Here is a 23,528-nt window from a genome sequence, read left to right as displayed (position 1 = left end):
CCCCTGTTAACGGCCAGCTGGAAAGCGGCCTAAAAGCATGTGGATTTGCACATTAGTCTTGACAGAAATACAGATGTTCAATACCCGTCAAGCGAATGAACAAGCCTGCACTATGGGAGGAATGAGCGGTATGGCGTCCAATGTTTCGCTGACGGGTCTTGCCCGCGATCTCGAGGAACGCGGCAAGTCCGGCAAGCCCATCCGCATCGGCCTCATCGGCTCCGGCGAGATGGGAACCGATATCGTCACCCGCGTCGCCCACATGTCCGGCATCGAGATCGGGGCGATTTCCGAACTGAACCTACCCGCCGCCAGCAAGGCGGTCGACATCGCCTTCCAGGAAACCGGCCATGCGCGCGAGGTGTCGAACGCCTCGGCGATGACCGCGGCCATAGAAGCCGGCAAGGTGGCGGTCACCAACGATGCCAATCTGGTCATCAACAATGACCTGATCGACGTCGTCATCGATGCCACCGGCGTCCCCGCCGTCGGCGCCGAGATCGGCCTGCGCGCCATGGAGCATGGCAAGCATCTGGTGATGATGAATGTCGAAGCCGATGTCACCATCGGCGCCTATCTGAAGAGCGAGGCCGACCGGCTCGGCGTCACCTATTCGCTGGGCGCCGGCGACGAGCCTTCCTCCTGCATGGAGCTGATCGAGTTCGTCTCGGCCATGGGTCACCCGATCGTCGCCGCCGGCAAGGGCAAGAACAATCCGCTCAACATCGATGCCACCCCACCCGCCTATGAGGAAGAGGCCAAGCGCCGGCACATGAATGTGCGCATGCTGGTCGAATTCGTCGACGGCTCGAAAACCATGGTCGAGATGGCGGCGATCGCCAACGCCACCGGGCTGGTGCCCGACAAGGCCGGCATGCATGGCCCGGCCGCGACGCTCGGCGAACTCTCGAAAGTCCTGGTGCCGCAGAAGGATGGCGGCGTGCTGTCCAGGGTCGGCGTCGTCGACTATTCCATCGGCAAGGGCGTCGCTCCCGGCGTCTTCGTCGTCGCCGACATGTCGCATCCGCGCATCTCGGAGCGCATGGAAGATTTGAAGATGGGCAAAGGCCCGTACTTCACCTTTCACCGTCCCTATCATTTGACCTCGCTCGAAGTGCCGCTGACCTGCGCCCGGGTCGTGCTTTATGGCAAGGCCGACATGGTGCCGCTGGCCAAGCCCGTGGCCGAAGTCGCCGCCGTGGCCAAGAAGGACATGCAGCCCGGCGAAAAGCTCGATGCGATCGGTGAATATTGCTACCGCGCCTGGATCATGACGGCGCCGGAAGCGCATGCCGCCAAGGCCATTCCCTGCGGCCTGCTGCAGGGCGGTTCGGTGACGGCGCCGATCAAGAAGGGCGAGCTCATCACCTATGCGAATGCGGCGCCGGCCCCGGGCTCCAAGATCGCCGAACTGCGCGCCCGCCAGGACAAACTCGTCTACGGAACCGTGGGAGCCTGATCATGGGCACAGCCAGCAAAGCCGTCGCCGACAGTCGCGCCAACCTGCCTTTCGTCTATCGCCAGTACAGCGCCGAACAGCTCAAGCACGTGCTCTACAAGATGTACCTCATCCGTCGCTTCGAAGAGGGCGCGGAGGACAGCTACACGCGTGGCCTGATCCACGGCACGATGCATTTGTCGATCGGCCAGGAAGCCAGCGCCATGGGCATCTGTATGCCGCTTGGCGAGGATGACCAGATCACCTCGACGCATCGCGGCCATGGCCACTGCATCGCCAAGGGCGCCGAAGTCAAACGCATGTTCGCCGAATTCTTCGGCAAGACCACCGGCTACTGCAAGGGCCGTGGCGGTTCGATGCACATTGCCGATGTCGCCAAGGGCAATCTCGGCGCCAACGGCATTGTCGGCGGCGGCATTCCGATCGCCGTCGGCGCAGCGCTCTCTTCCAAGATGATGAAGACCGGCAAGGTCGTCGTCTCCTTCTTCGGTGACGGCGCCAACAATGAGGGTGCCTTCCACGAGGCGCTCAACATGGCGGCAGTCTGGAAGCTGCCGGTGATTTTCGTCTGCGAGAACAATGGCTATGGCATGTCGACGTCGACCGCCCGCTCGACCGCGGTGAAGAACATCGCCGACCGCGCTGCCGCCTATTCGATGCCCGGCGTCATCGTCAACGGCAACATTTTTTCGGAGGTCGCCGAGGCGTCCTACAAGGCTGTCGAGCGTGCCCGCGCCGGCGAGGGCCCGACGCTGATCGAATCCAAGACCTACCGCCATCGCGGCCATTCCAAGAGCGATCGCAACCGCTATCGCACCAAGGAAGAGATCGAGGACTGGATGTCGAACCGCGACCCGATCACGCTGTTCGAAAACGAATTGCGCGAATTCGGCTTCATCGACGACAAGGGCATCGAGGCCATCCGTGTAGCGGTGGCGCAGGAGATCGCCGACGGCATCGAGTTCGCCAAGGCGAGCCCGTCGCCTCACGTCAGCGAGACCGGAAATTACGTGTATACGGAGCAGGCGTGATGGACGCGATGGTGCGTGAACTGAGCTACGCCCAGGCGATCCAGGAAGCCATGGCGATCGCCATGGAGATGGACGAACGCGTCTTCCTGATGGGCGAGGATATCGGCGTCTATGGCGGCGCCTTCCAGGTGACAGGCGATCTGGTCGAGCGCTTCGGTACGGAGCGCGTCATCGATACGCCGATTTCGGAGCTGGGCGGAGCGGGCGTCGCGGTGGGTGCGGCCCTCACCGGCATGCGGCCGATCTTCGAATTCCAGTTTTCCGATTTCGCCACGCTGGCCATGGAGCAGATCGTCAACCAGGCGGCCAAGATGCGCTTCATGCTGGGCGGCGAGGTTTCGGTGCCTGTGGTGATGCGCTTTCCCGCCGGCTCGGGCACGGGTGCGGCCGCGCAGCACAGCCAGAGCCTGGAAGCCTGGCTCGGCCATGTGCCGGGGCTGAAAGTCATCCAGCCGGCGACGCCTTATGATGCCAAGGGCATGCTTTTGGCCGCTGTCGCCGATCCCGATCCAGTGATGATCTTCGAGCACAAGCTGCTCTACAAGGCGAAAGGTCCGGTGCCCGAGGGCTATTACACGGTGCCAATCGGCAAGGCCGATATCCGCCGTGAGGGCCGCGACCTCACCATCGTCGCCACCTCGATCATGGTGCAGAAGGCGCTCGACGCGGCAGCCGTGCTGGAAGCAGAAGGCATCGACGTCGAAGTTGTCGATCTCCGGACCATCCGGCCGATGGACAAGCAGACCGTTATCGACAGTGTCAAGAAGACGTCGCGGCTGATGTGCGTCTACGAAGCGGTCAAGACGCTGGGTATCGGCGCCGAGGTCAGCGCGATGATCGCCGAGAGCGAGGCGTTCGATTATCTCGATGCGCCGATCGTGCGGCTGGGCGGTGCCGAGACGCCGATCCCCTACAATCCGGAGCTGGAAAAGGCCACCGTGCCGCAGGTTCCCGATATCATCACCGCCGCGCGCGACCTCGTGAAAGGGGTTCGCTGAGCGATGCCGATCGAAGTCATTCTTCCCAAGGTCGACATGGACATGGCGACCGGACAGATCTCGCGCTGGTTCGCCGAGGAAGGCGCGACCGTCAAGAAGGGCGATGTGCTGTTCGAGATCGAGACCGACAAGGCGGCGATGGAAATCGACGCACCGGCCAGCGGCGTGCTGCGCGATGTGACCGGTAGGGAAGGCGTGGACATTCCGGTCGGCGCGGCGGTGGCGTGGATTTATGCCGATGGCGAGGCTTATGGGACTGGCGTAAGCGCCGAGCCGATGAAGATCGAAGCTCCCACCTCCCCCTCTGATGGCGGAGGTCGCGCCGCAGGCGCGGGTGGGGGTGAACCCGCCGCCGCACCCCCCGCCCCGGCCGGAAGGCCGGCCGACCCTCCCCACAAGGGCGAGGGTGAAGGTCGTGCCCGTGCGACGCCTTTAGCTCGTCGTCTGGCTCGCGAGGCAGGGCTGAACCTCTCAGCCCTATCGGGCACTGGTCCGTACGGCCGCGTGGTCAAGGCGGATATTGACGCGGCGATCGCCAAGGGCGCCACCAAGGAGGCCTCAGCGGAGGCTCCTGAAGCTCCTGCTGTTGCATCCACCCCGGGGGTGAAAGCGATGTCGGACGATCAGGTGCTTCGTTTGTTCGAACCCGGCTCCTACGACCTCGTCCCACATGACAATATGCGCAAGACCATCGCGCGGCGCCTGGTCGAGGCCAAGACCACCATCCCGCATTTTTATCTCACGCTCGACTGCGAACTCGATGCGCTCTTGGCACTGCGCACGCAGATCAATGCGGCAGCTCCCGTCAAGAAGACCGACAAGGGTGACGCCCCGGCTTACAAGCTGTCGGTCAACGACATGGTCATCAAGGCGATGGCGATGGCGCTGAAGGCTGTGCCGGATGCCAATGCCTCATGGACCGAAAGCGCCATGGTCAAGCATAAGCATGCCGATGTCGGCGTTGCCGTGTCGATCCCCGGCGGCCTGATCACGCCGATCATTCGGCATGCGGACGAAAAGACGCTGTCCGTGATCTCCAACGAGATGAAGGATCTGGCGAGCCGTGCCCGCAGCCGCAAGCTGAAGCCGGAAGAGTACCAGGGCGGCACCACGGCGGTGTCGAACCTCGGCATGTTCGGCATCAAGGACTTTGCCGCCGTCATCAACCCGCCGCATGCGACGATCCTGGCGGTCGGCGCCGGCAAGGAGCGAGCGGTGGTCAAGAATGGCGAGATCAAGATCGCCACCGTGATGTTGGTGACGCTGTCGACCGACCATCGCGCCGTCGACGGAGCGCTGGGGGCCGAACTGCTGGTCGCCTTCAAGCGGCTGATCGAAAACCCGATGGGCATGCTGGTTTAGGGATGCCTTTCCTTGAACGGCGATCTTTGCGCGCTTACGATCTGCGCGAAATCCCTTTATCCTGATTCCAACCGACATTCTTGGCTCCTTGTTTGCGTGAGCTCCATGCGCTATATGACCACTTTGGTCACTGAAGTGTATGGCAATGAAAGAAGCCCAACTTAAAGACGTGAAAGCCACGTTTTCCCATGTTGTAGACGAGGCTGTGGCGGGGACACCGACGGTTGTGACCCGTCATGGCAAAAGGGAAGCCGTTGTCATCAGCTACTCCGACTACGAACGCCTTTCCCGGGTGCCGTCGCTTGGGTGGCTGCTGACGAATTCGCCTCTTGAAGAGGGCGATCTGTCCGTGGGCGGGCACAAACCTGCACGTGCCTTGAGTGATCCGGCATTCTGATCGTGTACCTGCTGGATACCAATGTCGTCAGTCTGCTGGCACCCTCAAAGCATCGGACGCCTGCCGATGATGCACTGGTGGCCTGGATCGTTGATCGGTCATCCGACCTATGGCTGTCCGTCATCACGGCAGCCGAAATCGAAGATGGGATCGCGCACGCCACGCGCGTTGGAGCCACGAGGAAAGCTGCCGCACTCACGGAATGGTGGGGAGAAATCCGGCATTATTATCGGAGCCGAATCCTGCCTATGGATCTTGAGACGGCAACCGTGACAGGTCAACTTATGGCGGTTGCGCGTTCGGCAGGCATATCGCCGGGATTTGAGGACATCGCCATTGCCGCGACCGGCCGCCAACATGATCTGGTCGTGCTCACGGACAATGAAAAAGATTTCCGGCCATTGGGCGTGAAGTACCAAAATCCGTTTGTCTAGCTACCGGGATAGGTGCGCGTGCTCTGCGCGGAACTGCCGTTGGTCTGCGTCTGATCAAAAACCCGATTGGCACAATGGTGTAGGTCACTACGACCGGCGCCAAATGATTCGCCGGCTTACAACGAGACCGACTTGTCAGGCGTCAACCCTTGACCCATGTTTGATGGTATACTGCGACCAAGGGAGCCCAGCATGCCTGCATTCGATCCGTCTGACGTCAAGACCCTGTTCGGCAAGGTGATGGGCGCGTCGCCATCCGACATCAAGCTGGTGGCGCAGCGTCTGCACGACCACGCCTTCGAGCCGCGCATGTCGGTGGAAGAGACGAAGCAGCTGGTCGTCAGCCTCGGCTATGACAGCCTCGATGCGTTCTGTGCCGATATCGGCCTGCCCATGCACATCGCCGAGCGCTGGAGCCGTTTTGGTGTTTCCGGCGAGATGAAGCAGGTGTTCACGCTGCTGGCGGCGCAGCGCAGGCGGGTGGCTGAAGCGATCGCCGAATTCGAATCCATGACCCATGTCGGCGTCGAGGATTTTTTGCGCGAGCGTGGGCTTATCTAGGCGAGCTGGCGCGCAAGCGGTCTCAACCGCCTTTGGCCAGCAGCGCCGTTGCCGTATCGCTGTCGGTGATCAGCACATTGGTGCTGACGGCTTTCAGCGCGGCGAGGATCGCGGCCACCTTGCGTTTTCCGCCGGCGGCCAGCACGACATTCGGCACCCGGCCGACCATTTCGAGATCGATGGCCATGACGCGTCCGTTCACCTCGTGGTCGACGAGCCTGCCGGCGGCATCGACGAAATAGCACAGCATGTTGGCGACCGCGCCTTTCGCCTTCAGCGAAGCGATTAGCGATGACGGCACGATGCCGTGCCGGAAGATGGTGGCGTCCGGCGACATGTCGCCGACGGTGAGCAAGGCGATGTCGGCCGCCGCCGCACGCCGGCGCACGTCCTGCAAGGTCGGCTGCGCCCACAGGAGATCGCGAAGCGTGGGATCGTCGACCATCACCGGCGCGGTGATCTGGTAGCTGTCGACCTCAAAGACATCGGCGACCTTGGCGGCGACGATCGACGGGTTGATCCATTGCGAGTGCGGCAGGCTGCCGACGAGCGCCACCACCGAGGCGCGCTTCAACTGGCGGCGGGCAAGAAAGCCGAGGCTGGCATGCAGCGTCGCGCCGCCGCCGATCGCCAGCGTCATGCCGTCCTGCATCTGTTCGCCGAGATAGGCCGCGACGGCATGGCCGATCGCCTTTTCCAGATGCTCATGCGCCGACGGTGTCGGGATAACAACGGCGGCGTTGAGCCCCCATCGCCTCTCCAACTCCCGCTCGAGCGCCACCTGCCCGGCGGTCGGCGCGTTGATCATGGTGACGACGATGCCTTCGGCGGTACAGGCAGCCAGCGTGCGCATGACCTTTACCCTGGAAACATAGAGCTTTTCGGCGATCTGCTCCTGCGTGAAACCTTCGACATAGTAGAGCCAGGCCGTCTTCACATTGAGGTCGGAGGACACCATCGGCAGGCGAGCCGGTGTGGGTTTTTCGGCGGGCATGATCTCGTCCTCATGAGCCAGGGCTGGGCGCGTTGCCTCATCGGAGAAACGCCGGCTAGATGTCAACCGGATGTTGGGTTCCGGCGTGTCGTTTGTGGCACAATTCTGTGCATTTGTAATTGACAATGTACATATGAACATATTTTGTCGGTTTCACGCGCTGTGTCATCCACCAGTCATATGCGCCGTGCAGGGAGGAAGAGACGGGGAGCCGGCCAGGGGTCGGACCGGTCATGCACAGACAAGACAGGAGGTCTCATGAAGACGCACTTCATCAAGCTGCTGGCCAGCCAGCTGGCACTCGCGGCAGCTTTGTTTGCCGGCGTGGCAAACGCCGAAACACTGACGCTCTACACATCGCAGCCGGAAGCCGATGCGGCCAAGACCGTGGATGCCTTCAAGAAGGCGCAGCCCGGCATAGACGTGACCATCTATCGCTCGGGAACCAGCGACATCCTCACCAAGATGGCAGCCGAGTTCGCCGCCGGCAGCCCGCAGCCCGACGTGCTGCTGATCGCCGATGCGGTCTCGATGGAGCTGTTGAAGAAGGACGATCGGCTGCTGCCTTATGCCGAGGCCAAGCTCGACGGCATCGAGGCCGATGCCTATGACGCCGACAAGACCTATTTCGGCAGCAAGCTGATCACCACCGGCATCGTCTATAACACCGCGGCCGCGCAAAAGCCGGAGCATTGGGCCGATCTCGCAAAGCCTGCCTATACCGATGGCCTGGTCATGCCGAGCCCTCTCTATTCGGGTGCCGCCGCCTATCTGCTTTCGGGCTTCGCCGGCGATACCAACTATGGCTGGGATTTCTTCCAGAAGCTGAAGACCAACAACACCGTCAGCGTACGCGGCAATGGCGCGGTGCTGAAGTCGGTGGCCTCAGGCGAGAAGCCCTATGGCATCCTGGTAGACTTCATGGCGATGAACGCCAAGAAGAAGGGCTCGCCGGTCGAGTTCGTGTTTCCCTCGGAAGGCGTGCCGGCGGTGACCGAACCAGTCGCCATCATGAAGACCGCCAAAAATGTCGAAGGCGCCAAGAAGTTCGTCGACTTCATTTTATCCGATGAAGGCCAGAAGCTGGCGCTGTCGATGGGCTATCTGCCGGCGCGAGCCTCCGTCGGCCGTCCCGACTGGCTGCCGGAAGGCGTCAAGGTCAAGGTGATGCCGTTCGACACCAAGGCAATCGTCGCCAAGACCGACGCCGACAAGGCGAAGTTCTCGGAACTGTTCGGCGGCTGAGCCGACGCTCATGGCGGGATGCCGGTGAGACGGCATCCGGATCTCAGGACACACAATCATGGCAACACGGATCAAGGAAAGTCGGGGCCAGGAAATGGCCCTGACGGCGGTGGTGGCCGTCGTCATCGTGCTGCTTTCGCTGCTGCCCATGCTGCGCCTGGTCAAGGAGATCGTGGCACCCGGCGGTACCTTGTCGACCGTGGCCATCGCGGCCGGATTGCGCAGCCCTGCGACCTGGATCGCGACCTGGCACACGCTGGTGGTCGGCATCGGCGGCACCTTGCTTGCCGTGCTGTCTGGAACCGTGGTGGCGGTCCTGGTCTCGCTGACCGACATACGGGGCCGCAGCGCTCTGGTGCTCTGCTACGTCATGCCCTTGATGATCGCGCCACAGGTCACGGCGCTGGCCTGGCTGCAATTGTTCGGTCCGGCCAGTCCATTCCTGAAACTGTTTGGAGCGGCTCCGCCGCTTGGCACGGAAAACCCGCTCTACTCGACCTCGGGCATCATCCTGCTGCTCGGCGTGCAGTATGGTCCGCTGGTCTTCCTGTTGGTGCGGGCCGGCCTGCGCAAGCTGCCGCGCGAACTGGTCGAGGCGGCGCGGGCCGGCGGCGCCGGCTGGTTCACAGTGCTGGTCACCATCGTGCTGCCGCTGATGACGCCGTCGATCATGGCTGCCGCGGCACTGGCCTTCGTCTCCTGCGTCGGCAATTTCGGCATTCCCGCCTTCCTTGGCATTCCCGCCAACTATCTGGTCTTGCCGACGCTGATCTATCAGCGACTGGCTGGCGGGGGTCCGGCGGTGCTCGGCGAGGCGGCGTTTCTTTCAGCGCTGATCGGCGTCATTGCCATGGCGGGTATCCTTGCCCAGGAACTGATGAGCCGCCGCCGCGACTATCGCATCAGCTCGACATCACTGCCGGCCGAACCTTATGAACTTGGCCGCTGGCGGGTGGCTGTCCAAGCCGGCATGTGGCTGCTGATCGTGCTGGTGCTGTTCCTGCCGCTGTTCGGGCTGGTGCTGACATCGCTGGTGCCCGGCTACGGCATCGCGCTCACCGCCAAGACGGCGACGCTCGACAATTACCGCTTCGTGCTGTTCGAGCATGATGCCGCCAAGCGCGCCTTCTTCAACAGTTTCTGGCTGTCGATCGCTGCCGCCTTCTTCGCGGTCATTGTCGCCGTGCCGGTCGGCTATCTCATCGCCTGGGGCAAGCAGCGCTGGGTGCGGCTGCTGAACCTGTCGGTCGAACTGCCCTATGCCTTGCCCGGCGTGGTGCTGGCGATCGCCTCGCTGCTGCTCTTCCTGCGGCCAATCCCGCTCACCGGCATCCAGCTCTACAACACGGTCTGGATCATTTTCTACGCCTATCTCGCCCGCTTCTTGGTGCTGGCGCTGCGGCCAACCATCAGCGGCTATCACCAGATCGACCGGGCACTGGAGGAAGCGGCGCAAGTGGCGGGCGCGGGACTATTCACGCGTATGCGCACCATCATCTTCCCGCTCGTCGCACCGGCAGCGATGGCCGGCGGCCTTTTGATCTTCATGACGGCGCTCAGCGAATTGACCGTCTCGGCATTGCTGTGGTCCTCAGGTTCCGAGACGATCGGGGTGGTGATGTTTTCCTTCGAACAAGGCGGCGATTCCAACTATGCGACGGCGATGTCCGTCATCACGGTCGCGGTCACCTTCGTGCTGATGCTGGTGACCAATCTGCTTGCCCCTTATCTTCCGAGCGGAGTTCTGCCATGGCGCGATTGAGCCTGGACAACGTCACCAAAAGCTTCGCCGATTTCGATGCGGTGAAGGATGTGTCGATCGATGTCGGCGACGGCGAGTTCCTGGCGGTGCTTGGGCCTTCCGGCTGCGGCAAGACGACGTTGCTGCGCCTCGTTGCCGGCTTCGAGAAAGTGACCTCGGGCGAGATCCGCATCGGCAGCGATGTCGTTTCGAACAGCGGTGGCAGCGTCGCGCCGGAAAAGCGGCGCGTCGGCATCGTCTTCCAGAACTATGCGCTGTGGCCGCACATGACGGTCGCCGAAAACATCGGCTATTCGCTGAAGGTGGCGAAGCTCGACAAGGCCGTCGCGCGCCAGAAGGTGGAAGACGCGCTGGCCTTGGTCAATTTGCAGGGGCTGGGCGAGCGCAAGCCGGCCAATCTTTCTGGCGGCCAGCGCCAACGTGTGGCCCTGGCGCGCTGCCTCGTCGCCGCGCCCTCGCTGGTGCTGTTTGACGAGCCTCTCGCCAATCTCGATGTCCACCTCAGGGCTTCGATGGAGGACGAATTCGCCGCCTTCCACAAGCGCACGGGCACAACCATCGTCTACATCACCCACGATCAGGCCGAGGCGATGGCGCTGGCCGACCGCATCGCGGTGATGGATCACGGTCGTTTGGCGCAGCTCGCGACGCCGCGCGAGCTTTATCATGAGCCGGCAAATGAAATGGTGGCATCTTTCATTTCGCAGGGCATCCTGCTGCCGGCGGATGTGCTGACCGCCGAGGAGGCTGGCCATTGCAAGGTCAAGGTTCTCGGAACCGAGCTAGTGGTCCGCTGCCACCCCGGCGAAAGGCCGCGCGCCGGCGCGAAGATCTGCTGCCGGTCGGCGGATCTCGACGTATCGCCTGATGGTCCGGGCTTCGATGGCCTGGTCAAACGGGTGATCTACCATGGCGGTGCCGCGCGCATCGAATTCACGCCTGCCGCCGGCCCCGATCTCACCTTGCATTTCGAACAGCCCGATCCGGTTGTACTAGAGAGCGGAGCCCGGGCGCGTCTGCGGATCAGGTCCGGCTGGCTGATCCCGGCGGCGGGATCGGCCTCGTGATGATGCTGGACCTGCTCGGCGGTTTCGGCGAAAAGGGCCGCACCAGCCTCACTGTCAACAGCGGCAACGACCGCATCCTGCTCGATGTCGGCATCAAGGTTGGCGCCTCAGGAGCGGAATACTATCCTGCCCTCCATGGGCCTATCGGCGACATCAACGCACTCTTTGTCTCGCACGCCCATGAGGATCATGTCGGCGCGCTGAGCTGGCTGTTGTCGCGCGGCTATGTCGGCCCGATCTTCATGACGGCCGAGACCCGCGACGAGGCGTCCGCGACGCTCGCCGCCTATGCCGAGCCGGAGGATTTCAGGCGCTTTCCGCTGCCGGATGATCGCATCGAGATTTTCGAACCCGGCGACACGCTTGCGATCGGCAATCTCTCAATCAGGACCGGGCGGTCCGGGCATGTCGTCGGCGGCGTCTGGTTCGCCGTCGATGACGGGGAAAGTCGCGTGGTCTATACCGCCGATGTCGTGCCGGACAGCAATGTGTTCGTCATGGACACGATCCCGCACTGCGATCTTCTGGTCTTCGATGCGTCCTACGGTGCCGATCCGGTGCCGGGAGCGGCGCGGGCGCGAGAAATTTCGCAATGGGTGGCGCGGCATCCGCAGGGATGTCTCCTGCCGACGCCGTTGTCTGGACGGTCGCTGGAACTGATGGCGGCATTGCCGGGACCGTTCGCCATCCATGCCGGCATGCGTTCGTCGCTGGAAGCGCAGATCGGCGCCACGGCGGCCTTGCTGCCCGGCGTTTCCGACCTCCTGCGTGCCCGCTTGGCGAGCGCGGCCGACTGGAGCGATGCCAATCCCCTGCCGTCGCTGCCGCTGCTGGCCGATGACGGCATGGGCGAGGCCGGTCCGTCGTCGCGGCTGTTGCCACGTGCTGATAAGGCCGGGTTTCCTGTCCTTCTCACCGGGCATCTGCCTGCGGGTTCTCCGGGCGATGTCCTGCACAAGGCAGGCCGGGCGGACTGGGTGCGCATGCCGACCCATCCGACGCTGTCCGGCACTGTCGACATCTGGGAGAAGGCAGGGCGGCCTGAAGCGCTCGGCCATTCCTGCGCGCCCGATCTTCTCGAAGACCTGAAAAGCCACATCCCGTCGCTGCGCACGCAATGCCGCACCGGCCAGCGCATCGCGGTGTCGCAAGGAAGCAAAGAATGAGAATCCTGATCTGCAACGACGACGGCATCGAAGCGCCAGGGCTTGCCCGTCTCGTCAATTCGGTCACGGACCTGAGCGACGATGTCTGGGTGGTTGCACCCGATGGCAAGCGCACCGCCGCCGGCTCGTCGCTGACGATCGCCAGACCGTTAACGATGCGGCGCGTCAGGCCGAACTGGTATTCCTGCTCCGGCACTCCGGCCGATTGCGTGGTGAGTGCGATGACCTGGCTGTTCGAGAATGAACCGAAACCAGACCTCGTTTTGGCTGGTGTCAATGACGGCCGCAACGTTGCCGAGGACCTCGCCTATTCCGGTACGCTCGGCATTGCCCGGGAAGCAACTTTCTGGGGCGTGCCGGCGATCGGTTTTTCACGGGTAAAAAATCCTGATTTTACCGATGCCGACGACCAATGGCTGGGAGCGTTGATCACCTCATTGTGGCATTCGCGCGCTGACTGGGCGACAGAAGGCCATTGGCTGAGCGTCAACCTGCCAACCGCGCTGCCGGCTGAAATCCGCCAGCCGCGCATCGGCCGCGACAAGATCGGCCGCAAGGCCGAGATCGTGGAAAGCAATGGCGATCGCACGGTCATTACAGTTCCGCGCGGGCGCGCTCATGCCAGTGAGCCGGGTGACGAGAACGAGGCGATCGATGCCGGCTTCGTCGGCATCAACCGGTTGAACTGGTTTGGCGAAAAGCGGCTGGACGAGAGGCTTCTGGCTGGGATTCAGCGGCAAAGCTAGTTGATCTCGGATCTGGATCGTCGAGCCGCTTGAACCGCGCCAGCATTTTGGAGCCGCCGGCCCGGAGACCGCGGATCACCAAGCTGTCAGCGGCCAAATTGCGTCAATCCAATGCTTATGCTTGAAGCTGCCGCGTTTTCATTCCACATCGACTGGGATGAAGGGCGAGACAGGAGAACGGCGTCGGAATCTGTTGTGGGGCATCCCCGCATCGCTGATCCTGCATGCGCTTTTCGTGGTTGCCCTAATATACGGCGTACGCACGCCCCCCACACAGCCGCAGCAGGACGAGCCGGTCAATGTCGCGCTGGTGCCTCCGCCCGAGCAGCCAAAGCCGAAACCTATCCCCCCGCCGCCACCAAAGCCCAAAGCCGAAAAGCCGCCGGAACAGAAGGTCGAAAAACCGCCCGAGCCGCCGCCCAAGCCGGTGAACATTCCCGTTCTGAAGCCTGTTTTCCAGTATGGCAAGAAGGATACCGGGCCCGAGAAATCTCTCGACGGCGGCAGCGCTCAAGCCAACGCGCCTTCGCCGGCCAAGGATGAGGCGGCGAAGCCGCCTGTAGTGCCAATACCCGCACCGACCCAACCCACCCCGGCTGCAGCGCCGGAGCAGAAGTCAGAGCCCAGCAAGCCCGACGAGAAGCCGGCAACCGCCTCGCCGGACGAAAAGCCCGCGCAAAACGAGGAGAAGCAGCCGACTGAGGACACCGACAAACAGCCGCCGGAACAGCAGGAGGCAGCGCCGCAACCCGCCGAAAAGCAGGCGGTCGTGACGCCAAAGCCATTGGCTGCCGAGGCCGGCGACAAGCCAGCACCGCCACCCTCTGCCGAAAAGGCAAAGCCCAAACCTGCAAAGACGATGAATTTCAAATCCGCGCGAGCCTTCAAGGCTCCAAGCGGGAAAGCAGGGAAGTCAAGTCCCGCGAACACTGCCGCTGCAGGATCGCCGATGTATTCCGGCCTTCCGGGCGTTCGAAAGCTCTTCTCGCAGGGCGCTACCGGTGATGCGCTGGCCACAAGTTCCATGGATAACGTGCCGCGCGGTCAGCGCGTGGCCAACCTTTGCGGCAACGTTCTGAGCCAGGAATTGCAAGGAGCCGACTATTCGATCAAATGGGTGCCAACCATTACGCTGGACAAAGGTAATGTTCTTAGTCCGCCGCAGGCGGCCTTCAGCACCAGAAACACCTGGTACAATCTAAACTTCCGATGTGAAGTCGACCCTGATGCGACGAGGGTCCTATCCTTCAACTTCAGTGTCGGGTCATCAATACCGCCTGGCGAATGGGCCAGCCGTGGATTCACCAAGTATCCGCTAAATTAGGCCGGCACGCCGAGTCCGGAAAGTTGCCGGCTAATTTCATGCCAGTCGGCGCAAACGAAATCGGCACCAGCGGCCTTCAGCCGGGCGGCATGCTCCGGATAGGTGTGTCCGCCGCCGGTGTAGCCGATCGATGGATCGGATCGTGGGCAGCCGCTCGTTGAGTCGCCCCAGCGCCTTGGTCGGGCTGCCTTGGGGAGTGGTGATTCAAATCGACAAGCTGTCAGCGGCTAGATTACGCAAATCCAATGCCTATGCTTGAAGCCGCCGCTATTTCATTCCACATCGGTCAGGATGAAGGGTGAGACAGGAGAACGGCGTCGGAATCTGTTGTGGGGCATCCCCGCATCGCTGATCCTGCACGTGCTTGTCGCGGCGCTCCTGTTGTATGGCCTTCCCGTGCCTTCCCAACAGCCGCAGGAAGAGCAGCCGGTCAATGTTGCGCTCGTGCCTCCGCCCGATCAGCCGAAACCTGCTCCGGCGCCGCCTCCTAAGCCACCGGAGCCGAAGGTTGAAAAACCACCTGAGCAGAAGGTTGAAAAGCCGCCTCTGCCGGAGAAGCAGGCGCAGAAACCCCCACCAGCCGAGGTCCTGAAGCCTGTCTTTCAGTTCGGCGACAAGGATACCGGCCGGAGGAAATCCCTGGATGGGGCCAGCGCTGAGGACAGTTCGCCGGCGCCTGCCAAGGATGACGCTTCGAAGCCGCCGGTCGAGCCGAGGCCCGCAGAGAGCCAGCCTGCGACGCCGCCAGACTCCGAGCAGCGGGCAGATCCAACCAAGGCCGACGAGAAGCCGTTAACCTCGCCGACGGATGCCAAGCCGACACAGGATGCGGAGAAGCAGGCAGCTTCAACCGAGGAGATGGAGAAACAACAGGCAGCCAAACAGGAGGCAGACAAGCAAGCTGCGCTCGACGCCGCCAAGCAACAGGGCGCGGTACCAGCGCATTTGGCTGCCGATGGCGGCGGCGAGATCGAGCTTCCCATGTCAGCCGCAACGCCGCAGCCCAAACCAGCAAATGCACCGAAGCCCAGCCCCTCAAAGGCTTCGAAGTCTGCATCTCGGAACGACTCGGGCCTTCCGGGTGTTCGCAAGCTCTACTCGCAGGACGCCACGGGCGATGCGCTGGCGACGACCTCGATGGGCGGCGTAGCTCGCGTTCAACGTGGCGCCAAACTTTGTGCCAGTGCATTGCAGCAGCAGTTGCTGGATGCCTCTTATTTTCCCTTCTTGATCCCAAGTGTTCCGTTGAAGGCCGGCAATGTCCTTAACGCTCCGGACGTCGCGTTCTGCGCAACGGCAAAGTGGTACCATCTGGGCTTCCGGTGCGAGGTCGACAGCGATGTGACAAAGGTCTTGTCTTTCGACTTCCGTGTCGGATCCGTGATCCCGACCGACGAAGCCGTTCGCCTTCAATTACCCACTTGCCGCTAGCCTGCAGTATTCCAACTTTCGCGGAAACGCCCAACCACTCCGATTGCGGGCAAAAACAGGTGCGCACTTTCCTCGGGGTTCTACGCCGGCACGCCGAGCCCGGCCAATTGCCGGCTAATTTCATGCCAGTCGGCGCAGACGAAATCGGCACCTGCCGCGCTCAGACGCCCGGCGTGCTCTGCATAGGTGTGGCCGCCGCCGGTGTAGCCGATCGCCGTCATGCCGGCGGCAACCGCGCCCTGGATGCCGAAGGGCGAATCCTCGATGACGATGCAGTCGGCGGGCGTTGCGCCCATTTTCTCGGCGGCGAACAGGAAGATGTCGGGCGCTGGCTTGCCGTTCTTGACCATCGAGGAGCTGTAGATTGCTTCACCGAAGAAGCGTGTCAGCCCGGTGACGGCAAGGCTGTGGTTGATGCGCTCGACGGAAGACGACGAGGCGACGCAACGGTCGCCGGCAAGCGTTTCCAGAAAAGAAGCAATCCCCGGCGTCGGCTTCAGCTCCTCGGAAAACAGCACCTTGGTCTCGGCCCAGATGTCGTCATCGGCCGAAGCCGGGAACTGGTGGCCGGTCAATTCCTTGATCCTGGCGATGATATCGGACTGCTTCATGCCGACGCACTGGGCGATGATGCCGCCATGAACACCGGGCATGCCGTGCTTTTCATAGACACGCTCATAGGCTTTGGCAGCCAGGGGCTCGCTGTCGACGAGAACGCCGTCGCAATCGAAAATGATAGGCCTTGATCGCGCCACGCGCTTCTCCCCCGAGTCGATTTCGCACATCGCTATCGACTAAAAGTCAAATGTTCAATAGTGCGGCGTTTTGATGACTGATGGATCCAGAGCAATTCCAGGAAAAGTGTGAAACGGTTTTCCCGGGAAAAGCGCATAGCGCTTTCCCTTGGGAATTGCGTGTAAACAAGAACAGGTGGCGTGTGATCACAAATGGCGCATCGCGTCGCTTGCGCGGGACGATCCGAGCGCTCGTTGCATGGCTTGTCGGGACTGTGCGTGGTCCGGCGTGATCCAGTTCGGCTCAGCGCCCAGGAAGCGGTCGAGGAAGGCCACCGCATAGGCCGGCATCTCGGTCACATTCTCGCGGTAGGACCACCAGGTGCGCAAATCATCGGCGCATTTGTCGATGCTCGGCGCGCTTCCGAATTCCTGCTCGTGGACAGCGGAAATCACCGAGACGCAATAGTTGGTGTAGAGAAAACCCTCCGGCCAGAAGCGGACGATTTCCAGCGTTCCGGCATTCTGATCCGTCTCGATCAGCTGGGTCAGGCCGGAGATTTCCCGGGCCGGCGCCTGTTTGATCAATTCGCGCAGCACGAGGCCGGCGGCAAAGACGATGAAGTCGGCGCGGTCGACCGCAGCGAAGCGTTTTTGCGCTTCCATGATCTCGACCCAGTCGAGAAAAGCCCTGGTGAGTTTCGCTTCGTCGATGTCGAAGCGTACGCCGAACGTGTCCGAGACCACCTTGGCACTGCCGCGGAAAGTCGCACGAAACCAGCGCAACTGCCGTAACCGGTGGCGCAGGTCGGGCATAAGGGCCAGTTCATCCCTGAAGGGCAGTTCCATTTCATGCATCCCGTTTGCCGACAGGCTAGCACAGCCATGCCGCTACCGAAATCGCAGAGCCGCCTATGGATGACAGTGGCTGAGGCCAATATCATACATATTGACATTCTCGGAAACAAATGTTCTCACTTTGCTGTTGTCGCGCATCGGTCCAAGGTGCGGTTCAACTGAAGCTTCGGGAGGAGAACCGAATGGCGATTTGGCAGTGGGGACTGCTTCTGCTGATTATCGTGTGGGCGCTGCAGTCGCTCGGCGTCTGGCTGCAGATGCGGCACTATTCGGATGTCTTCCGGGGCGTCACCGACCAGTACAAGGATGGCTTCGTCGGAGCCGGCAATTTTCGCGGCCGATTTGCCAAGGGCACCATCGCGCTTGTCGTGGTGACGCCTGACATGATCGTGCGACGCGTGATGGTGATGACCGGCCGGTCCGTCTTCACCAAATTCAAGAGACATGAAGAATTCGAGGGTGTTCCCCTCAAGAGACTCCGGTCCAATCCTGCAATCAAGGGGGAGGGGGAACCCGGTGTGGCCGAGGCCGTGAAGCGGGCGATCGAACAGATCGACAAAGCACGGTCGGAGCCTGGGAAGAAGCCGGGCCTGTCCGGTTTGAACGTAGCAAGGGCCTAGAGGAAAGCCGCGCACCGACTGGGATCAACCGGCTGGCGGCATAAGGAGGAGAAATGTCTGTATTTTCGTTGTTGGCGCAGCATGCCGACATGGCTGTGCACAATCTGCATGTCGCAGGTGCCATGGTCTCGGATGCTGCTTTGCATGGCAAGCTCGCCGTCGAGCATGCCTCCGACCATCTCGTTGTCCTGGCGCAAGCGGACAACGCACCGCTCACTGTCGACCAGTTCAAGGAAAAGCTGAAGGACGTCCAGCAGGAAGAGCAGCTTGGCTGGCTGACCGCCATCGGCAAATATTTCATCGGCATCTTCCAGAAGGGCGGCGAAGTGTTCGCCGGCTTCGTCACCGGCATCATTCCGACGCTGGTGGTGCTGATGACCGCCTTCTACGCCGTCACCGAACTGGTTGGTGAAGAGCGCGTGCATGGCCTGGCGCGCGGCGCCGGCCGCATTGCACTGACCCGCTACACGCTGTTGCCGCTGCTGGCGGTGTTCTTCCTCACCAATCCGATGGCCTATACGTTCGGCTCGTTCCTGGAAGAAAAGCACAAGCCCGCCTTCTATGACGCGGCCGTGTCCTACGTTCACCCGCCGCTTGGCCTGTTCCCGCACATCAACCCTGGCGAATATTTCGTCTGGGGCGGCATTCTCGTCGCGCTGCTGGAACTGGAAAAGAAGGGAGCCGTCGTTGCCGGTTACCACGTCAAGGTGGCGATCTGGTATGCCATTGTCGGCCTCGTCGTCATCCTGCTCAAGGGCATGCTGACCGAGCGCATCACCGCAATCATGGCACGCCGTCAAGGCGTCGAGCTGTAAGGGCGGGGAGGACATCATGGCCAAGACATACAAAGCCGTACGCATCTCCCGGGGTAAGACCGGTTGGGGTGGTCCGCTCGTAATCGAGCCGACTGAACAGCGCAGCAAGGTTGTTTCCGTCACCGGCGGTGGCATTCACCCGGTGGCGCAGCTCATCGCCGACATGACCGGCGCCGAAGCCGTCGATGGCTTCAAGGCGCCGCCGATCGAAAGCGAGATGGCGGTTGTCGTCGTCGATTGCGGCGGCACCGCACGATGCGGCGTTTATCCGCGCAAACGTATCCCGACCGTCAATCTGACGCCGGTCGGACAGTCTGGGCCGCTCGCCCAGTTCATCACCGAGGATATCTACGTTTCGGGCGTGAAGCCGGCCAACGTCACAATGGCGGACGGGTCCGGAACGGTCACCACTGCGGGGGGAGCAGCAGCGATGAGTTCGAGCAATAACAACACGACGCCGACGGCACTGCCCAGCGAGGGTGGTCTCATCGGCTTCATCAGCACGATCGGCCGTATCATGGGTCGGGTCGTCGGCATCTTCTTCAATGCCGGCCGCCGCACCATCGATCAGGTCATTCGCAACGTGCTGCCGTTCATGGCCTTCGTGACCATGCTGATCGGTCTGATCCTCTACACCGGCATCGGTGACGTGCTGGCCCAGCCGATGGGTCCGCTGGCCAACAACATCGTCGGCCTGCTGATCATCTCGGCCATTTGCGGCCTGCCGTTCCTGTCGCCCATCCTCGGGCCAGGTGCCGTCATCGCGCAGGTCATCGGCGTTGCCATCATCGGCCCGCAGATCGCCAATGGCACGATTTCGCCGGCAATGGCCCTGCCGGCGCTGTTTGCCTACAACACCCAGGTGGGCTGCGACTTCGTCCCGGTCGGCCTGGCACTTGGTGAAGCCAAGCCGAAGACAATCGAAATCGGTGTTCCGGCGGTGCTCATCAGCCGCCAGATCATGGGTCCCATCTCGGTGCTGATCGCCTGGGTCGTCAGCCTGATCGTATTCTAAGAAAAGTAGGAAAATGAGGTTCGCCATATGACGGTTCTTTTGAGAACACGGGTCACTGCCATCGGACCCGAAGTGGCGGACCTTGCCGAAGGGGGCGTGGTCATCCTGTTTGCGGATGGCTCGCCGCCGGAGCTTGCCGAGGTGTCGGTGCTCCACAAGACGGAGCAGGGACCCAGTGACGGAGCGCCTCAAAAGGGCGCTTCGATCACCCTTGGTCCGGTTTCCGCTGTTATAACCGCGGTCGGCTCCAGCGCCTGGAGCAAGGTGGTCGAGATGGGCCACGTCGTTATCTCGTTCAACGGCGCCACCGAGGCCGAGAGGCCGGGCGAAATCTGCGCATCGCAAGTTGATACACAAGCGCTCGTGGCCGCCCTGAAGACAGACGCGATCATCACCATCGCCGCCTGACAGCATTCGCGCCGCAGCTTATGTTGGCGCCCAGAACCAGAGTATTTGCCATGGAACGCTCGACCATCGTCAGAGTGCATGAAGGTTTGCACGCCCGTCCCGCCACGCGGTTCGTGAAGCTTGCCAAGGGCTTCGAATCCGATGTCGAGCTGGTCAAGGACGGCAAGGCGGTCAGCGCCAAGAGCTCGGTTAAGCTGATGCTGCTGGCGGTCAAGGAAAACCAGGAAGTCACTGTGCGGGCGAATGGCGCCGACGCGATCGAGGCCATCGAGGCGCTGATTCGCTATCTTGAGAACCCCAAGGCGGGTCTCGATGACGAGGAGCCCAAGCTGGCCGGCGATGCCGTGTCGGAGACGCCAGTCGCGTCGAAGGCCGATTCCGCACGGCCGGCAGCCGGTGGAGCAAATGGCCTGCGCGGTGTCGCCGCAAGCGAGGGTTTCGCCATCGGACCGGCCTTCGCGCATTTCCCGCCTGATATCGCCGGACAAGGCCGCATGTTGCAGGAAAGCGAAATCCCAGGCGAGATTGACAGGTTTCGCGCCGCCATTGGCGCCGTTCAGGCGCGCATGGACAAGATATTGGCGCAGGACACGCTGTCCGGTGGAGACCGCGGTATCGTCGCGGCGCTCAGGGATATCGCAGCCGACGACAGTCTGACTGGTGAAGCCGAGAGCCTAATCAAGGGTGGCAATGATGCGGTCTCGGCGGTCATCACCGCCGCTTCCACAATCGCCGCCGATTTCAGCGCCGTTGACGATCATTATCTCAATGCGCGGGCTGATGACGTCCATGCCGTCGGACGGCAGATCTGCCTCCTGCTGCTCGGCCAGGACGATGTCAGCCTCGAAAATATCCCCGAGGGCGCCATTCTGATCGCCGACGACATCGGCGCATGGGACCTGGCGCGCGCGCCGTTGAAACGCATTGGCGGGGTGATTTGCGGCCATGGAGGCGCCACCTCGCACATCGCCATCATTGCCCGTTCGCACGGCATTCCGGCGGTGCTGGGCCTTGGCGATCAGGTCAATGCCTTGCGCACGGCGCGAGAAGTGGCGCTCGATGGCAATAGCGGTCGTGTGGTCATCGATCCCGACGACGCGACCCGCGCCGAATTCGCGACCCGCGTCGAAGCGGCGGCAAAGGAACGCGCCGGGCTGAGCGTCTTCAAGACGGCGACGCCCAAGCTGGCCAACGGCAAGGTGATCGAGGTCGCGGCCAATATCGGCTCGCTCGAGGAAATCGAAGCGGCGCAGGAGGCTGGCGCCATGGGCGTTGGCCTGTTCCGCACCGAGCTCCTGTTCATGCGCCATATGCATCTTCCCTCGGAAGACATGCAGGCCGAGACCTATGCGGCGCTGGCCAAGGCCTTCGCGCCGTATCCGGTCATCGTGCGTACGCTCGATATCGGTGGCGACAAGCCGATCGCCGGCATCGAGTTTCCCGACGAGGAAAACCCCTTCCTCGGCTGGCGCGGCATCCGCATGTGCCTCGACCGGCCCGATATCTTCAAGCGCCAGCTTCGGGCACTGCTCCGAGCAGCCGTGCACGGCAACATCAAGGTGATGCTGCCGATGGTGGCCGATATCGACGAGGTCAGGCAGACGCGCGTTCTGGTCGATGAATGCGCCGCCGAGCTGAAGGCCGAAGGCGTGCCTTATGCGACGTTCGATCTCGGCGTGATGATCGAAACCCCGGCGGCCGTGCTGATCGCTCCGGCGCTGGCCAAGGAGGTGGCGTTCTTCTCGATCGGCACCAATGATCTGACCCAGTACATCATGGCCGCCGACCGGCTCAACCCGACCGTCGCCAAGCTCAACGATGTCACCAATCCGGCCGTCATGATGGCGATCGAACTGACGGCAAAAGCCGGCGTCGCCGCCGGTATCATGGTCGGCATGTGCGGCGAAGCTGCCGGGCGTCCCGACCTGATTGGGAGGTTCCTAGAGATGGGGCTGACGGAGCTGTCGATGAGCCCGGCCTCGATCCAGCGCGCCAAGAAGACAATCATGGCCATGGCGGCCGGGGACTAAAGCAATTCGCCGTTTCACAGAAACGGTGAATTGCTCTAACTCTTTGTTTTGACGCAATTCCTAACGGAAAACCGCTACACACTTTTCCTGGAATTGCTCTGGATTCCCGCGACAGCCGCTGGAGCCTACGGCAAATGCGCGAGCAAGGTGGCAAAGACCGGTATCAGTTCCTCGACCGGGCTTGCCTTGCCGCAGGCCTGCACGATGCGGTCATGACGGATATCGGCTGCCAGGATGGCGATCTCCAGCATGTCCGGCTCCGGCGCGCCGTCGCGGCCGGTGGTCGCCAGGCCGCAGGCCAGCACGACCGGCGCCAGGCAGCTTATGTCGAGCGCCCGGCCGCCAATCGCAGGCGTTTCCGGCGCGGTTTCGGCAAAGCGGACCGGACGCTGGTTGAGCAACTCGACCAGCAGCGCCGCGCAGGTGGCCGCGATCGCCTGCAGTCCGGCATCCGGCGCAACCAACGCGGCCAGCAGATCGCCATGCCGCTTGCGCATGGTGGCATGCACGGCGGCGAAATCGGCTTCAAGGATGCGGGCATTGTCGATCTTCAGCTCGGCAAGCACGGCCTTGGTCAAATAGTACATGTCGCGCCGGAACAGGCGCTCGGCGCTCAACTGCCGCTCCTCGTTTCCCGTGGGGAAATAGGTGCCGAGGCCTTTTACGGTCGTGCCGTCCACCTTGATCGGGCGCTCATGTGGAACAAAGGATTCGGCGATCGACAGCGCCTCGTCGAAAGCGCTCGCGGCATGGCTGAGCAGGCCTTCGATGCCTTTGCCCGGAAATGGCGGCAAGCGGCTGGTCGCCTCGCGCAGGGCACTGGCTTCACCGCTGCCGTCATGGCGGCTCTGGCGTATGATGTCGCGGACTTCCCGCAACCGGTCCTTCAAATTGACGCGGACATCTTCGGAGATTTGTCGGAGCATCGCGGATCGCCTCGAAAGTGCCGTGGAGAACGGCCAGCAAGCGGCCGGCCACCAACTCTACATTGTTCCTATCGATTGGTAGATCAATAGGCGATACTAGACCAGCATGCAGAATCGGCGACGGCGCGCTTGTCCGTCGCGGGGG

General features: G+C 62.4%; 23 protein-coding genes. 19 read left to right on the top strand and 4 right to left on the bottom strand.

The features are described 5' to 3' along the window. The first annotated feature begins 130 nt into the window (after positions 1–130). The 7 genes from A3A9_RS0112190 (at position 131) to A3A9_RS0112165 (ending at position 6,242) form a co-directional block, all read left to right on the top strand. On the top strand, positions 131–1,459 hold the full coding sequence (locus tag A3A9_RS0112190; RefSeq protein WP_027059039.1) for an NAD(P)H-dependent oxidoreductase: 1,329 nt from the start codon (positions 131–133) through the stop codon (positions 1,457–1,459). A gap of 2 nt (positions 1,460–1,461) precedes the next feature. Beyond that, positions 1,462–2,490: a thiamine pyrophosphate-dependent dehydrogenase E1 component subunit alpha gene (locus A3A9_RS0112185; protein WP_027059038.1), complete on the top strand. Its 1,029-nt coding sequence runs from the start codon at positions 1,462–1,464 to the stop codon at positions 2,488–2,490. After that, positions 2,490–3,488: an alpha-ketoacid dehydrogenase subunit beta gene (locus A3A9_RS0112180; RefSeq protein ID WP_027031380.1), complete on the top strand. Its 999-nt coding sequence runs from the start codon at positions 2,490–2,492 to the stop codon at positions 3,486–3,488. Before A3A9_RS0112185 ends, A3A9_RS0112180 begins: the two co-directional genes overlap by 1 nt. Positions 3,489–3,491: 3 nt before the next feature. Further along, positions 3,492–4,850 carry a pyruvate dehydrogenase complex dihydrolipoamide acetyltransferase gene (locus A3A9_RS0112175; RefSeq protein WP_027059037.1) on the top strand — a complete coding sequence of 453 codons (1,359 nt, stop codon included), beginning with the start codon at positions 3,492–3,494 and terminating at the stop codon, positions 4,848–4,850. A 145-nt stretch (positions 4,851–4,995) separates the two neighbouring features. Continuing rightward, entirely contained in the window at positions 4,996–5,247 is a 252-nt protein-coding gene (locus tag A3A9_RS38680) for a type II toxin-antitoxin system Phd/YefM family antitoxin (protein ID WP_033838531.1), read from the top strand. A gap of 2 nt (positions 5,248–5,249) precedes the next feature. After that, the gene (locus tag A3A9_RS0112170; RefSeq protein WP_027059036.1) at positions 5,250–5,681 is read left to right on the top strand and encodes a type II toxin-antitoxin system VapC family toxin; all 432 of its coding nucleotides are present in this window, start codon (positions 5,250–5,252) and stop codon (positions 5,679–5,681) included. 192 nt (positions 5,682–5,873) lie between these two features. Next, positions 5,874–6,242 (top strand): hypothetical protein, encoded by a 369-nt coding sequence (locus A3A9_RS0112165; RefSeq protein WP_027059035.1) that lies wholly within the window; start codon positions 5,874–5,876, stop codon positions 6,240–6,242. 22 nt (positions 6,243–6,264) lie between these two features. Here the strand turns inward: A3A9_RS0112165 and A3A9_RS0112160 are convergent, their stop codons facing one another. After that, positions 6,265–7,236, bottom strand: a complete 972-nt coding sequence (locus A3A9_RS0112160) for a sugar-binding transcriptional regulator (RefSeq protein WP_027059034.1) — start codon at positions 7,234–7,236, stop codon at positions 6,265–6,267. A 258-nt stretch (positions 7,237–7,494) separates the two neighbouring features. Here A3A9_RS0112160 and A3A9_RS0112155 point away from each other — a divergent pair, with 258 nt between their 5' ends. The 7 genes from A3A9_RS0112155 (at position 7,495) to A3A9_RS0112125 (ending at position 15,977) form a co-directional block, all read left to right on the top strand. Further along, the gene (locus tag A3A9_RS0112155) at positions 7,495–8,481 is read left to right on the top strand and encodes an ABC transporter substrate-binding protein (protein WP_027059033.1); all 987 of its coding nucleotides are present in this window, start codon (positions 7,495–7,497) and stop codon (positions 8,479–8,481) included. A gap of 58 nt (positions 8,482–8,539) precedes the next feature. Next, the gene (locus A3A9_RS0112150; RefSeq protein WP_027059032.1) at positions 8,540–10,243 is read left to right on the top strand and encodes an ABC transporter permease; all 1,704 of its coding nucleotides are present in this window, start codon (positions 8,540–8,542) and stop codon (positions 10,241–10,243) included. Further along, the gene (locus A3A9_RS0112145; protein WP_027059031.1) at positions 10,231–11,310 is read left to right on the top strand and encodes an ABC transporter ATP-binding protein; all 1,080 of its coding nucleotides are present in this window, start codon (positions 10,231–10,233) and stop codon (positions 11,308–11,310) included. Before A3A9_RS0112150 ends, A3A9_RS0112145 begins: the two co-directional genes overlap by 13 nt. Next, on the top strand, positions 11,310–12,476 hold the full coding sequence (locus A3A9_RS0112140; protein ID WP_027059030.1) for an MBL fold metallo-hydrolase: 1,167 nt from the start codon (positions 11,310–11,312) through the stop codon (positions 12,474–12,476). The genes A3A9_RS0112145 and A3A9_RS0112140 overlap by 1 nt, the downstream gene beginning before the upstream one ends. Then, positions 12,473–13,222, top strand: a complete 750-nt coding sequence (surE, locus tag A3A9_RS0112135) for a 5'/3'-nucleotidase SurE (protein ID WP_027059029.1) — start codon at positions 12,473–12,475, stop codon at positions 13,220–13,222. The genes A3A9_RS0112140 and surE overlap by 4 nt, the downstream gene beginning before the upstream one ends. Before the next feature lie 157 nt (positions 13,223–13,379). Further along, a complete protein-coding gene (locus A3A9_RS0112130) occupies positions 13,380–14,546 on the top strand; it encodes a DUF930 domain-containing protein (RefSeq protein WP_027059028.1) in 1,167 nt (388 codons plus the stop codon). A 291-nt stretch (positions 14,547–14,837) separates the two neighbouring features. Further along, a complete protein-coding gene (locus tag A3A9_RS0112125; protein WP_027059027.1) occupies positions 14,838–15,977 on the top strand; it encodes a DUF930 domain-containing protein in 1,140 nt (379 codons plus the stop codon). 80 nt (positions 15,978–16,057) lie between these two features. Here A3A9_RS0112125 and A3A9_RS0112120 read toward each other — a convergent pair whose 3' ends face one another. Both A3A9_RS0112120 and A3A9_RS0112115 read right to left on the bottom strand, forming a co-directional pair. Then, on the bottom strand, positions 16,058–16,732 hold the full coding sequence (locus A3A9_RS0112120) for an HAD family hydrolase (RefSeq protein WP_027059026.1): 675 nt from the start codon (positions 16,730–16,732) through the stop codon (positions 16,058–16,060). Between the two features lie 186 nt (positions 16,733–16,918). Beyond that, positions 16,919–17,560 (bottom strand): hypothetical protein, encoded by a 642-nt coding sequence (locus A3A9_RS0112115; RefSeq protein WP_027059025.1) that lies wholly within the window; start codon positions 17,558–17,560, stop codon positions 16,919–16,921. A 191-nt stretch (positions 17,561–17,751) separates the two neighbouring features. Here A3A9_RS0112115 and A3A9_RS0112110 point away from each other — a divergent pair, with 191 nt between their 5' ends. The 5 genes from A3A9_RS0112110 to ptsP are packed head-to-tail and all read left to right on the top strand — an operon-like array spanning position 17,752 to position 22,457. Beyond that, complete coding sequence (locus A3A9_RS0112110; protein ID WP_027059024.1) at positions 17,752–18,189, top strand: transcriptional regulator GutM; 438 nt, start codon at positions 17,752–17,754, stop codon at positions 18,187–18,189. A gap of 53 nt (positions 18,190–18,242) precedes the next feature. Further along, the gene (gene srlA, locus A3A9_RS0112105) at positions 18,243–19,004 is read left to right on the top strand and encodes a PTS glucitol/sorbitol transporter subunit IIC (protein WP_027059023.1); all 762 of its coding nucleotides are present in this window, start codon (positions 18,243–18,245) and stop codon (positions 19,002–19,004) included. Between the two features lie 16 nt (positions 19,005–19,020). Then, the gene (gene srlE / locus A3A9_RS0112100) at positions 19,021–20,019 is read left to right on the top strand and encodes a PTS glucitol/sorbitol transporter subunit IIB (protein ID WP_027059022.1); all 999 of its coding nucleotides are present in this window, start codon (positions 19,021–19,023) and stop codon (positions 20,017–20,019) included. A gap of 27 nt (positions 20,020–20,046) precedes the next feature. Continuing rightward, positions 20,047–20,427: a PTS glucitol/sorbitol transporter subunit IIA gene (locus tag A3A9_RS0112095; protein WP_027059021.1), complete on the top strand. Its 381-nt coding sequence runs from the start codon at positions 20,047–20,049 to the stop codon at positions 20,425–20,427. Positions 20,428–20,477: 50 nt separating this feature from the next. Then, positions 20,478–22,457: a phosphoenolpyruvate--protein phosphotransferase gene (ptsP, locus tag A3A9_RS0112090; protein WP_027059020.1), complete on the top strand. Its 1,980-nt coding sequence runs from the start codon at positions 20,478–20,480 to the stop codon at positions 22,455–22,457. 125 nt (positions 22,458–22,582) lie between these two features. Here ptsP and A3A9_RS0112085 read toward each other — a convergent pair whose 3' ends face one another. Next, positions 22,583–23,383, bottom strand: coding sequence for a hypothetical protein (locus A3A9_RS0112085; RefSeq protein WP_027059019.1), 801 nt, complete (start codon positions 23,381–23,383; stop codon positions 22,583–22,585). Positions 23,384–23,528: the final 145 nt, after the last annotated feature.

The organism is Mesorhizobium loti CJ3sym, from assembly GCF_000472785.1.
GTDB lineage: Bacteria > Pseudomonadota > Alphaproteobacteria > Rhizobiales > Rhizobiaceae > Mesorhizobium > Mesorhizobium loti_E.
The sequence above is the reverse complement of the archived record's forward strand: the minus strand, read 5'-3'. Positions and strand labels throughout refer to the sequence as shown.